This window comes from Acinetobacter sp. YH16031 (assembly GCF_013417335.1).
GTDB lineage: Bacteria > Pseudomonadota > Gammaproteobacteria > Pseudomonadales > Moraxellaceae > Acinetobacter.
The window spans coordinates 25,553-38,330 of sequence record NZ_VPED01000017.1; the positions used below are offsets into that span (position 1 = coordinate 25,553).

A 12,778-nucleotide genomic window follows, 5' to 3' on the forward strand; every position below is an offset into this window, starting at 1 on the left:
TACACTTCATACAGGTTGAGACTTCTAATTCATCAAAGTAGTTAATGATAAAAAATCATAAAAAAAGCCCATTTGAGGGGAAATGGGCTTTTGTAAAAATCAATATTAACGCTCTAATATGACAATCTGGTTAAATTTCATATCTATAGATTAAATTTTTTTGAGATCTCATTAGATTCCTAATAGCTGCTTACACCACGGAATTGAAATATCCCGAGTTAAAGGGGCTAAAGGCAGGTCTGGATGATTAAGATCAACCCATTGCATTTCCGCAAGTTCAGCCTGAACCTGAGGCTGACTTTTTAATTTAACCTGATACAAATAACTGACGAGGGAATGATTCAATTCGTTCGCAGCCACGGTTTCATATTTACCAATATAAGACAGTATTTCAATCTCACAGCCTGTTTCTTCCAAAACTTCTCTGGAGAGTGCTGCTTCAGGCAATTCATTGGGTTCCAGCTTTCCGCCTACATGCATGAAAAAATCAGTATCTTTTTTACGAACCAACAAAATCTGATTCTGTTCATTAAGAATGATAGCCGCAGCAATCGTAATCACTTTATTACTCATACCGATTCTACTGCCTTTACGCTTTTATTCCATTTCGGTTCAGGCGCATGATAATGCTCCAAAGCATCCAATACTTCCTCAATTGAACTTGAGGAAATCAAGGCATCGGTAAAACGTGACTGGGTAAATCCAGCCTCAGTCGTTTTCATCAGGAAATTTAGCAATTCATCATAAAATCCGTGGATATTTAAAAATGCACAAGGTTTCTGATGAAGGCCCAACTGCCCCCAGGTCAACTGCTCAAAAATTTCTTCTAAAGTCCCCACTCCACCCGGCAAGGCAATAAACGCATCTGCCAGATCAGACATTTTTGTTTTACGTTCATGCATATTTTTCACTACATGCAGCTCTGTTAACAGCGGATGAGCCAATTCTGCATCGACCAGATTTTGTGGAATCACTCCAATGACTGTTCCACCAACATTTAAGGCACTATCAGCCACAACGCCCATCAGACCAGCTCGACCGCCCCCATAAACCAGTGTGATTCCCCGTTTCGCAATGGACTCACCCAAAGCTTGGGCCTGCTCTTTAAAATTTTCGCTATTCCCCATAGCTGAACCACAAAAGACTGCAATAGATTTCATTTTTTTACCCCCTCATCAATCAGCGTATTCTAACGGTATTGAAATAAAATAATTGTCTTAAAAACAAGCAAAATAGCCATAAGCGGCTAGTTTATCGAACTTCATGATTCAGAATAAATCTCACTTCTACAGAAAAATATGGATAATTTTTAGTCAGAATTGTACGCATTGACTTACATCAATTCCGGTTCTTTGCGGCTATCCCGGATAGTGGAATTTTCCTATGATACTTACATCAGGAACAGGAAGTTCCATATAACAATGACAATAGATAAGCACAAGGATTGTAAGGTACGACAGGAGTTATACCGAGCTAACCAATACGAAAAACCCCGGCAGGATGCAGGGGTTTTTTATTAATTTTTATTTAGTCAATCAGGCTGCCAATGACCTGAAATTTTATATTTGGCTATTCTCTGCATGGTGCTACTGATCTCGAATGGGTCAGACAGCAGGATTTGACAAATGCAAGCCAATCCACAAGGATAAGTGAATAAAAATAATCATGAGTAGAACAATATGTCCCATCCACTTTCCAGCCTTGAATATCAACCTGACATTCTAGGTGAAGGTTATGAACAGGCCACTTTAGAATTCCCGCCAGATACTGAAGGTACAGTAGTTGCCACTTTAGTCCGCAAAAAGGCAGACCAGCCCACCTCTAAAGCTGTCCTTTATATTCACGGCTTTATTGATTATTTTTTCCAGACTGAAATGGCAGAGCGTTTTAATCAGCAAGGTTTTGATTTTTATGCACTGGATTTACGTAAATACGGCCGATCCTATCTGTCCCATCAGAAACTTTATAATGTCTATCATCTTTCAGAATATGATGCAGAAATCAGCCAGGCTCTTGAAATTATTGGACAGGAAGGCCATGACACGGTTTTACTCAGTGGCCATTCTACCGGCGGATTAATTACTACTTTGTATGCAGCACATCATCCGGATCATCCCTTAATTAAAGGCTTATGGCTCAATAGTCCTTTTTATGACTTTAATATGACGCCTTTTGAGAAAAAGTTTCTGGTGCCTAAATTGAGCCGTCTGGGAAAACGTTTTCCGGAAATGCTATTTCCTAGCCGCTTAAATCGTCATTATGTGCCTAGTCTGCATATTAGCTATCAGGGGGAATGGCATTTTGATCTGGAATGGAAAAAACCTAGCTATCACTGGGTGCGTCTGAGTTTTGTACATGCCATTCACGAAGCACAAAAAGAAATTCATCAGGGTGTACGTTTAAATATTCCGACTTTGCTGATGCATGCCCACAAAACCACTTATCCCCTACGTTTTAACCGTAATGCTCAAACCAGTGATGTGATTCTTCAGGTACGTGACATGATTGAACATGCGCAGAAAATCCAGGGCGATGTGCAACTTTGTTCGATTCAAAATGGGTTACATGATCTGGTTCTTTCAGAAAAACCGGTTCGTGAGCAGGTCTATCAGCAGCTATTTCAATGGCTGGAAAATAAAGCCCTATAAGCCAGATGAATAAGATAGGTAGCAAGCTCTGCCTGTCTTATTTTCCAATGATTTTATTTACCTATTTTTCCTGGATATGAAATAAAAATATCAAGCTGATCAGTAATGCTTTTTACATATTACAACCACTTTATTATAAAAATAAGATATTGAATTTTATAAAAATAATAAATTCAATTTTTATCCAAATGTTGCCTTTTGTAGCAAGCTTGTAAGTATTTATCCTGCGATTTTTTTCCCTCTCTATAGTAGAGCTGAGATGTTGAATCTGAGGGCTTTTGCAGGGCAGAAGTGGTTCGGCATTCATCAATAATAATCATATCAAGGAATAGAATTATGCGTTATGCAGATCCCAATACTGACGGTTCAAAAGTGCAATTTAAATCCCAATACGAAAACTTCATTGGCGGCAAATGGGTCCCACCAGTCAAAGGTGAATATTTTGATAATGTCTCCCCCGTAGATGGAAAAGCCTTTACCAAAGTTCCGCGCTCATCAGTGGAAGATATTGAACTGGCGCTGGATGCGGCTCATGCCGCCAAACAACAATGGAATAACAGCTCCCCTACTACCCGTTCCAATATTTTATTAAAAATTGCTGACCGACTTGAGAAAAATCTTGAACTGCTGGCAGTTGCAGAGACTTGGGATAATGGCAAGCCGATCCGTGAAACTTTGGCAGCGGATATTCCTTTAGCCATTGACCATTTTCGTTATTTTGCCGGCTGCATTCGCGCCCAGGAAGGCGGCATCTCGGAAATTGATGAAGACACGATTGCCTACCATTTTCATGAACCTTTAGGTGTGGTTGGGCAGATTATCCCGTGGAACTTCCCGATTCTGATGGCGGCATGGAAACTGGCCCCTGCTCTAGCTGCGGGCAACTGTATCGTGCTGAAACCCGCTGAACAGACACCGGTGAGTATTTTAGTGCTGGTCGAACTGATTCAGGATCTGTTGCCTGAAGGCGTATTAAACATCGTGAATGGCTACGGCGTTGAAGTCGGCCGTCCACTGGCGATTAATCCACGCATTGCCAAGATTGCCTTTACCGGTTCTACCGCAGTAGGTCAGCTGATCATGCAATATGCGACCGAAAATATTATTCCAGTGACTCTGGAACTTGGTGGGAAGTCACCAAACCTATTCTTTGCAGACATTATGGATCAGGAAGATGACTTCCTGGAAAAAACCTTGGAAGGCTTCGCCATGTTTGCCTTGAATCAGGGTGAAATCTGTACCTGTCCTTCACGTGCGCTGGTTCAGGAAAGTATTGCCGACCAATTCTTGGAACTAGCAGTAGAGCGAGTGAAAAAGATCAAGACTGGTCATCCCTTGGATACGGAGACCATGATCGGGGCGCAGGCTTCTCAGGAGCAGCAAGATAAGATTCTCGGCTGTATTGCTACTGGCCGAGAAGAAGGTGCGGAAATCTTATTAGGCGGCAACGAGCGTCAGGAAGTGGGAAAAGGTTTTTATATCGAGCCAACGATTTTTAAAGGTTCCAATGACATGCGCACCTTTCAGGAAGAAATTTTTGGACCGGTATTGGCAGTGACGACTTTTAAAGACTTTGATGAAGCCATCAAAATTGCCAATGATACGATTTATGGACTCGGTGCTGGTGTCTGGTCACGTTCAGCACATACCTCTTACCGCGCTGGTCGTGCGATTCAGGCCGGTCGGGTCTGGACCAACTGCTATCATATCTACCCGGCTCATGCAGCCTTTGGTGGCTATAAAAAATCCGGGATTGGTCGTGAAAACCATCGCATGATGCTGGATCATTATCAACAGACCAAAAACCTGTTAGTGAGTTATTCAACCAAACCAGCAGGCTTCTTCTAAACTTATCTGAATTCGGGTGGACTTCGGTCCGCCTGATTCATTCATTATTTCAAACAGAATTTTAAACTGATTGGTAAAAAATTTATAAAGGGAAGAATGAGGAGGTATACGTATTTTTAAGGACTATATTAAACGAATAAATAAAACTGCATAAAAAATAAGGGATTATTTTTAGTTATGTTGATTTTAAATAAGTTTGTCATTTTTTATGCTTTCCGATCGTTTAAAAATCCAGCATAAAGCCTGTGCATTCATTTAAAGTCGACTTTTCATGCTACGCAAGACTGTGTATAACAATGAACCCCTGAGGGAAAGCAATAAGCATAGGCAAAATTGCTTAAAAAGCGTTAGACTATGCAGTAATAATGTCATGATTCGGTCTGGTATAGATCAAAAAAGAAGGTGAAGGTTGATGCCGCTCAATACAGTTGAAGAGCTTGTAGCAGATATCCGTGCAGGAAAAATGGTTATCCTGATGGATGACGAAGACCGTGAGAATGAAGGCGATCTGGTGATTGCTGCGACCCACGTGCGTCCTGAAGACATCAACTTTATGATCACCCATGCACGTGGCCTGGTTTGCCTGACTTTAAGCAAAGAACGTTGCCAGCAGTTAAATCTACCGTTGATGGTGGATGCCAACGGCGCTCAGCACGGAACCAACTTCACCCTTTCAATTGAAGCAGCCAACGGAATTACTACCGGTATTTCTGCAGCTGAACGTGCGCACACCATTCAAACTGCGGTGGCTGCACATGCTAAACCAAGTGACATCGTACAACCTGGTCATATCTTTCCATTGATGGCACAGCCAGGTGGTGTATTGCACCGCGCCGGTCATACTGAAGCTGGCTGTGATCTGGCGCGTTTAGCGGGTCTGGAACCTGCGTCTGTGATCTGCGAGATCATTAAAGAAGACGGCACCATGGCACGTCGTCCAGATCTAGAAATCTTTGCGGAAAAGCATGGTCTGAAAATTGGTACCATTGCTGATCTGATCCATTACCGTATGACCAATGAGCAAACGGTTGAGCGTATTGACCAGCAAACTATAGATACTGAATACGGTGTGTTTGATCTCTATCGTTATCGTGAAATCGGCAACCCGGACATTCATTTGGCACTGGTGAAAGGCCAGCCTAAAGATGGCGTGACGACTGTTCGTGTGCATGGCTTTAATCCGACCCGTGACCTGCTCAAACTGAACAAGCAGGATGGCGAACCAGCTTGGAACCTGGACCGTGCACTAAAAGAAATTTCCAAGAGTGAACGCGGTGTCCTGGTCTGGATTGGCCAACGCCATTTACAAGACTTAGGCCCTGCCCTAGATGCACTGACAACACCAAAAAATGTAAAATCCAATGCTGCCCTGTCTCAGCAGTATCAGACCATTGGTGTCGGCGCACAAATTTTACGTGACCTCGGCGTGGAAAAAATGAAGCTGCTTAGCTCTCCATTACGTTTCAATGCCCTGTCCGGCTTTAACTTAGAAGTGGTGGAATACATCACCGCACAACAAACATCAGAGAAATAATCGAGGTTCCTATGGCAGTTCGCCGTATTGAAGGTATGTTGCATCTCGCGAACGAAGACCGTTATGCGATTTTAGTTGGTCGTTTTAATAGCTTTGTTGTTGAACATCTGTTAGAAGGTGCCATTGATACATTGAAACGCCATGGCGTATCAGAGGATAATATCACTGTTGTTCATGCACCTGGTGCTTGGGAACTTCCTGTGGTTGCGAAAAAACTGGCAGCTTCAGATCGTTTCGATGCCATCATCGCGCTGGGCGCTGTGATTCGTGGCAGCACGCCTCACTTCGATTTTGTAGCTGGTGAATGTGCCAAAGGTTTGGGCGTGGTTGGCCTGGACACTGGCTTACCAGTGATTAATGGTGTATTGACTACGGATAGTATCGAACAGGCGATTGAACGCTCGGGTACAAAAGCAGGTAATAAAGGTAGTGAAGCTGCCTTGACTGCTATTGAAATGGTTAACTTGTTAAAGGCTATTTAACGCTATGTCGCAAACACTTCAAGCAACTTATGCAGCAAAACGTAAAGCACGTCGCTTTGCTGTACAAGGAATTTATGAATGGCAGATGAGCCACAATCCGGTGCATGAGATTGAAGCACGTACTCGTGTAGACAATGCCATGCACAAAGTGGATCTCAGCTATTATCATGAATTGTTGACTCAAGTGGTTGCCAATCATGAAGCATTGGATGCTTTGCTTATCCCTGTGCTGGATCGCGAACTTTCTGCACTTGATGGTGTAGAACTCGCTACACTTCGCCTAGGCGCTTATGAACTCAAAGAACACCTTGAGATTCCATACCGCGTGGTTCTGGATGAAGCAATTGAGTTAGCTAAACACTTTGGCGGTGCAGACAGCCATAAATACATCAATGGTGTATTGGACCGTTTAGCGACAACTTTACGTGCAGCAGAAAAACAGCAAGCCAACTAGTCTAGTCGAATTGTTGTATGGCTGAGTTTTCGATTATCGATACCTATTTTAATCGTCAGAATAAAAATTCTGTCGATTTAGGCGTTGGCGATGACTCAGCCTTGCTCACCCCTCCTCCACAGCAACAACTGGTCATCTGTGCCGACACCCTCGTTGCTGGACGTCATTTTCCTTTAGACACCGATCCTCATGCGATTGGCTGGAAATCTGTCGCTGTTAATCTTTCTGATATTGCTGCGATGGGCGCGACCCCGCATAGTATTTTACTTGCCTTGAGCCTACCCCAAATTGATCATAACTGGCTAAAAGCCTTTAGTCAGGGTCTCTATGATTGCTGCGATCAATTTGGTGTGAGCTTAATTGGTGGTGATACCACCCAAAGCCCTCATTTGACCTTATCTGTGACTGCCCTTGGTTGGGTAGATACAGGACAAGCTGTGCCACGTTCAGGTGCCAAGCCTGATGATCTGATTTGTGTATCCGGTACAGTGGGTGATGCAGCTTTCGCCTTAAATCATCTCGGTCACCCATTACAGAAACGTTTGGATTATCCAACCCCACGCTGTCAGTTGGGTACTGCCTTAAAAGGCCTAGCCAATAGTATGATTGATGTCTCGGATGGCCTCGCACAGGATCTGGGACATATTCTCAAAGCTTCTCAGGTTGGAGCGATTTTAGCGCTTGAAAAATTGCCGATCAGCCCTACCCTGCAGGCATTAAATGATGAACAGCGTTGGCAATATGCCCTCGCGGGTGGTGATGACTACGAGTTATGCTTTACAATAAGCCCGCAAAATTATGAAAAATTATTGCAAAAACAGCTGGATGTTTCGATTAGTATAATTGGCTCCATTCAGCAGCAACACGGTTTAACTTTTGAAAAAGATGGCGTAGATCATTCACTTCAATTTAACGGATATCAACATTTTGCATAAACCTGCGATCAATTTTAAAAGCATGTCATGGACCAACCGGCTCATTGTCTTTAGTGGGGTAGGATTTGGTTCTGGTCTGGCACCTAAAGCGCCCGGAACTTTTGGTTCAGCTTTTGCACTTTTATTTGTACCCATCTGGCTCTACTTAGGTTTTGTAAATAGTCTTTTTGCCATTGTCATTATGTCCCTGATTGGCATATATATCTGTGGCCAAACTGCCAAGGTTATGGGTGTACATGATGATGGACGCATTGTCTGGGATGAATTTGCAGGACAATCCATTACCTTTTTGCCACTGATCTATTTAGCTCAGATGAACTGGTTATGGCTACTCATTGGCTTTGCCCTGTTCCGATTATTTGATGTCTGGAAACCCTGGCCGATTCGGGTCATTGACCGTCAGGTTGGGGGTGGTTTTGGCATCATGCTGGATGACATTATCGCTGGCCTCTGGGCAGCACTTTGTATTTGGATTTATTTTTACTTCACGATGGCTTGAGCCATATCTAGGATTAGAACATGTCTACGACTGTGATTATTCTTGCTGCAGGTAAAGGAACCCGTATGCGTTCCAACTTACCGAAAGTATTACAACCGCTTGCAGGACGACCTTTACTCGGCCATGTGGTCGACACAGCAAAAAAACTCAATGCAGACAATATTATTACCATTTATGGTCATGGCGGTGAGCAGGTTCAGTCCGCATTTTCAGACCAGGATATCCAGTGGGTAGAACAGGCCGAACAGCTTGGTACCGGTCATGCCGTACAAATGACACTACCTGTTTTGCCTAAAGATGGTATTTCACTAATCCTGTCGGGTGATGTCCCTTGTATTAGCCAGCAGACGCTTCAGAATCTGCTCGATGCTACTCAAGAGCAAGGCATTGGCCTAGTAACATTAACGCTTGCAGATGCCAGTGGTTATGGTCGTATTGTACGTAAAGATGGTCAGATTCAAGCCATTGTTGAACATAAAGATGCTTCTGAAGAACAGCGCCAAATTAAAGAAATTAATACCGGTATTTATGCGGTCAGCAATGCCAAGTTACATGAATGGCTTCCACGTTTAAGCAATGACAACGCACAAGGTGAATATTACCTGACAGATATCGTAGCAATGGCACTAGCAGATGGTATGAGTGTTGCATCTGTAGAACCTGAGCTGGCTTTTGAAGTGGAAGGCGTCAATGACCGTGTGCAACTGGCTGCTTTAGAGCGTCAGTTCCAGGCTTATCAGGCTAAACAGTTGATGCAGCAAGGTGTACATCTGATTGACCCAAGCCGTTTTGACTTACGAGGCCAACTCACTGTTGGTAAAGATGTGCGTATCGATATCAATGTCATTATCGAAGGTGATTGCGAACTCGGTGATAATGTTGAAATTGGTGCAGGTTGCGTGATTAAAAATACCAAGATTGCAGCGGGTACTAAAGTTCAGCCATATAGCATCTTTGATCATGCAATTGTGGGTAAAGAAGCACAGATTGGTCCATTTGCACGCTTGCGCCCAGGGGCAAAACTGGCAGCTGAAGTCCATATTGGCAACTTTGTTGAAGTCAAAAACTCAAGTATTGGTCTAGGTTCTAAGGCGAATCATTTCACTTACTTAGGTGATGCTGAAGTCGGTAGCGGTTCCAATATTGGTGCAGGGACGATTACCTGCAACTATGATGGTGCCAATAAATTTAAGACCATCATTGGGGATCATGCTTTTATTGGTTCTAACAGCTCTCTGGTTGCACCGGTCCAGATCGGTAATGGTGCGACAGTGGGAGCGGGTTCAACGATTACCCGTGATGTGGCAGAGAACAGTTTAGCGGTAGAACGTTCCAAGCAATTTGCCAAAGAAAACTATCAGCGTCCGCAAAAAATCAAGAAATAAGAGGAAGTTAATATGTGTGGTATCGTCGGTGGCATCGCGGAACGTAATATCAGCAATATCTTAATTGAAGGCCTAAAACGTCTTGAATACCGTGGTTATGACTCTGCGGGTCTGGCCTTAATCAATAATTGCCAGGTGCTACGTGAGCGCCGTGTGGGTAAAGTCGCGAATCTTGAACAAGCTGTGAATGAATCACAGATTAATGGTTCATTAGGCATTGCGCATACACGCTGGGCAACTCATGGTAAACCGACTGAAAACAATGCTCATCCCCATATTTCGGGTAATGTTGCTGTAGTTCATAACGGTATCATTGAAAACTACCAGGAGCTGAAAGATGATCTTGAAGCTTTAGGCTATGTATTCACTTCACAAACTGACACTGAAGTGGTTGCCCATCTGGTCAACGATGCACTGAAATCTACTCCTAGTCTGCTTGAAGCTGTTCGTCAGGTCGTACCACAGCTGAAAGGTGCGTATGCGCTGGGGATCGTACATACAGATCATCCTGATGAATTGATTACTGTTCGTGAAGGTTCACCACTGGTCATCGGTGTAGGTATTGGCGAGAACTTTATCAGTTCTGACCAGTTGGCTTTATTACCGATCACGAATCGCTTCATCTATCTGGAAGAAGGTGATATTGCACGTCTGACCCGTACTACCATTGAAGTATTTGTGGATGGTCAACTGGTAGATCGCCCAGTAAAAGAACTGGATGCTACTGTTAGCAATGCATCTAAGGGTGAATATAAGCACTATATGCTCAAAGAAATCTATGAGCAGCCTGAAGCGCTAAAACAAACCATTTCACAAGCCTTGAATGGCAATACCCTGCGTGAAGACTTTCTGGTGAATGCTGAACAGGATTTTTCAAAAATCCAGCAAATCCAAATTATTGCCTGTGGTACCAGTTACCATGCTGGCATGATTGCTAAATACTGGTTTGAACAGCTGATTGATCTGCCTTGTCAGGTCGAGATTGCCAGTGAATTCCGTTACCGTACGCCAGTGATTGTTAATAACACACTCTATGTGTGTATTTCTCAGTCAGGTGAAACAGCCGATACCTTAGCTGCTCTGCGTGATACCCAAAAACGTGCTACATCAAAAGGTGTAAATATTACAACGATGACGATTTGTAATGTTGCAACTTCTTCAATGGTACGTGAAACAGATTACAGCCTGCTGACTTTAGCGGGTCCTGAGATTGGTGTGGCTTCAACCAAAGCCTTTACCACCCAGCTCGCAGCTTTGATGTTACTGGTACTGAAAATCGGTACAGTGAAAAATGCTATTTCAGCTGAACAGATGACTGAGATCACCACTGGACTATGGCATATGCCTAAGGTACTTCTAGATACTTTAAGTCATGATGATGAAATTCTGCGTCTCTCTGAACTCTTTGTAGAGAAACAGCACTGTCTGTTCCTAGGTCGTGGTACACACTTCCCGATCGCACTGGAAGGTGCACTGAAGTTGAAAGAAATTTCTTATATTCATGCAGAAGGTTATGCGGCGGGTGAGCTGAAGCACGGCCCATTGGCTTTAGTCGATAATGATATGCCAGTAGTGATTCTGGCGCCGCAAGATGACATGCTTGATAAACTGAAATCCAATATGGAAGAAGTTCAGGCACGTGGCGGTGAGCTCTTTGTTTTTGCTGATGAAAATAGCGGTATTAAAGCCAAAGAACGCCAGCATGTCGTGTATATTCCTGAAGTAAACGCTGTTTTAGCGCCAATTGTTTATTGTATTCCAGTACAGCTACTGTCTTACCATGTGGCAGTCCTGCGTGGTACTGATGTTGACCAGCCACGTAATCTGGCAAAATCAGTAACAGTTGAATAATTCATAAAATTAGCCTGTTATATGAGGATATTGATTACTCTCATATAACAGGTTAACTATATATTTCTTAAATTCTGAATAAATATTTTAATCTTTAATATCCATATAGAATTTGAGTTAAATGAATTCTTAACTGTCCTATTTAAAGGTACTTCAATAAATTTATTTACATAGTATCCAATGAAAATACAGATCACATATAAAAATAAAGCAAAATTAAGATTTTGAAAAAAGTAATAGCTTATATATAATTTTGTTCCTATAACCAGTATGAATGGGTGACTTAGATAAATAGAATAAGACGTGTTCCCTAATCTATCTAAAATATTTACAAATTTATGATAGTGGTTTTTAAAAAAGCTTTCCAGACCAATCACACCAACCACACATAAAAAGGCTGGTACTCCCCTGTCCAAAGCACGACCGAAAACAGTTTCAAACACATTAAATATATTCTGAAAAAAAATAAATGCAGTTCCCAATAGAATCAGAATAATATTCAGAATAAAGTTTAAATTGCATTCTATATAAATGAGATATGCACATATACCCAAGGCATACTCCAAAAGAATCACATTAAAAAAGAACACCTTATCTAAATTTAATACCAATATTCCTACAGCGGGCAAAAAGGTTAATACCGCTATTAATGCAATATAATTTATTTTATTTCTAAAGAAATAGAGAGATAAAGCAAAAATGATATAGAAATAAACATCATAACTTAGGGTCCAGCCATTTTGAACAAGGAACTTATACTCCCCTGGAATTAATAAATAAGAAGCTATAATATTGGTATATCCACCACTCATATTAATGAGGTCAGGGTTATATAAAAAAATACAAAGAGCCACAGTGGTAAAGAACCAATACAGAGGCAATATTCTTTGCATCCGACCTTTTAAAAATTTTATAGGGGTTATATTTTTTTTAGCTGTCGTTAAACAGATAATAAACCCGGACATTACGAAGAAAATATCAACACCTGGCCCTCTAAATCGATACCATTCTAAAGACAGGATATTATACTGATGAACTTTATTTTCTATATGACTGAGCAAGACAAAACTTGCAGCAATAAATCTCAATATATTAATTGAATATAATTTATTATTAGACATATTTTTCGTCCTTATAATTTT

12 protein-coding genes are annotated in these 12,778 nt (G+C 42.0%); 9 read left to right on the forward strand and 3 right to left on the reverse strand.

Annotation, left to right across the window (positions count from 1 at the left end; translation table 11 throughout):
• Nucleotides 1-171 precede the first annotated feature (171 nt).
• On the reverse strand, nucleotides 172-573 hold the full coding sequence (locus tag FTV31_RS09125; protein ID WP_180014393.1) for an NUDIX domain-containing protein: 402 nt from the start codon (nucleotides 571-573) through the stop codon (nucleotides 172-174).
• Nucleotides 570-1,160 carry a TIGR00730 family Rossman fold protein gene (locus FTV31_RS09130; protein ID WP_180014395.1) on the reverse strand — a complete coding sequence of 197 codons (591 nt, stop codon included), beginning with the start codon at nucleotides 1,158-1,160 and terminating at the stop codon, nucleotides 570-572. The genes FTV31_RS09125 and FTV31_RS09130 overlap by 4 nt, the downstream gene beginning before the upstream one ends.
• A gap of 519 nt (nucleotides 1,161-1,679) precedes the next feature.
• On the opposite strand from FTV31_RS09130, the gene FTV31_RS09135 reads away from it, so the two are divergent.
• The 9 genes from FTV31_RS09135 (at nucleotide 1,680) to glmS (ending at nucleotide 11,636) form a co-directional block, all read left to right on the forward strand.
• Entirely contained in the window at nucleotides 1,680-2,648 is a 969-nt protein-coding gene (locus FTV31_RS09135; protein ID WP_180014397.1) for an alpha/beta hydrolase, read from the forward strand.
• A gap of 336 nt (nucleotides 2,649-2,984) precedes the next feature.
• Nucleotides 2,985-4,496 (forward strand): aldehyde dehydrogenase family protein, encoded by a 1,512-nt coding sequence (locus tag FTV31_RS09140; RefSeq protein ID WP_180014399.1) that lies wholly within the window; start codon nucleotides 2,985-2,987, stop codon nucleotides 4,494-4,496.
• Between the two features lie 412 nt (nucleotides 4,497-4,908).
• Nucleotides 4,909-6,030, forward strand: coding sequence for a bifunctional 3,4-dihydroxy-2-butanone-4-phosphate synthase/GTP cyclohydrolase II (ribBA, locus tag FTV31_RS09145; protein ID WP_180014401.1), 1,122 nt, complete (start codon nucleotides 4,909-4,911; stop codon nucleotides 6,028-6,030).
• Nucleotides 6,031-6,041: 11 nt separating this feature from the next.
• Nucleotides 6,042-6,512 (forward strand): 6,7-dimethyl-8-ribityllumazine synthase, encoded by a 471-nt coding sequence (gene ribE / locus FTV31_RS09150; RefSeq protein ID WP_004280926.1) that lies wholly within the window; start codon nucleotides 6,042-6,044, stop codon nucleotides 6,510-6,512.
• Nucleotides 6,513-6,516: 4 nt separating this feature from the next.
• Nucleotides 6,517-6,966: a transcription antitermination factor NusB gene (gene nusB / locus FTV31_RS09155; protein ID WP_005233270.1), complete on the forward strand. Its 450-nt coding sequence runs from the start codon at nucleotides 6,517-6,519 to the stop codon at nucleotides 6,964-6,966.
• A 17-nt stretch (nucleotides 6,967-6,983) separates the two neighbouring features.
• Entirely contained in the window at nucleotides 6,984-7,901 is a 918-nt protein-coding gene (gene thiL, locus FTV31_RS09160) for a thiamine-phosphate kinase (RefSeq protein ID WP_180014403.1), read from the forward strand.
• A 22-nt stretch (nucleotides 7,902-7,923) separates the two neighbouring features.
• Complete coding sequence (locus FTV31_RS09165) at nucleotides 7,924-8,400, forward strand: phosphatidylglycerophosphatase A (RefSeq protein ID WP_180014450.1); 477 nt, start codon at nucleotides 7,924-7,926, stop codon at nucleotides 8,398-8,400.
• A gap of 20 nt (nucleotides 8,401-8,420) precedes the next feature.
• A complete protein-coding gene (glmU, locus tag FTV31_RS09170; RefSeq protein WP_180014404.1) occupies nucleotides 8,421-9,785 on the forward strand; it encodes a bifunctional UDP-N-acetylglucosamine diphosphorylase/glucosamine-1-phosphate N-acetyltransferase GlmU in 1,365 nt (454 codons plus the stop codon).
• A gap of 12 nt (nucleotides 9,786-9,797) precedes the next feature.
• Nucleotides 9,798-11,636 carry a glutamine--fructose-6-phosphate transaminase (isomerizing) gene (gene glmS, locus FTV31_RS09175; RefSeq protein ID WP_180014406.1) on the forward strand — a complete coding sequence of 613 codons (1,839 nt, stop codon included), beginning with the start codon at nucleotides 9,798-9,800 and terminating at the stop codon, nucleotides 11,634-11,636.
• Between the two features lie 56 nt (nucleotides 11,637-11,692).
• Here glmS and FTV31_RS09180 read toward each other — a convergent pair whose 3' ends face one another.
• Complete coding sequence (locus tag FTV31_RS09180; RefSeq protein WP_180014408.1) at nucleotides 11,693-12,757, reverse strand: acyltransferase; 1,065 nt, start codon at nucleotides 12,755-12,757, stop codon at nucleotides 11,693-11,695.
• Nucleotides 12,758-12,778 lie beyond the last annotated feature (21 nt).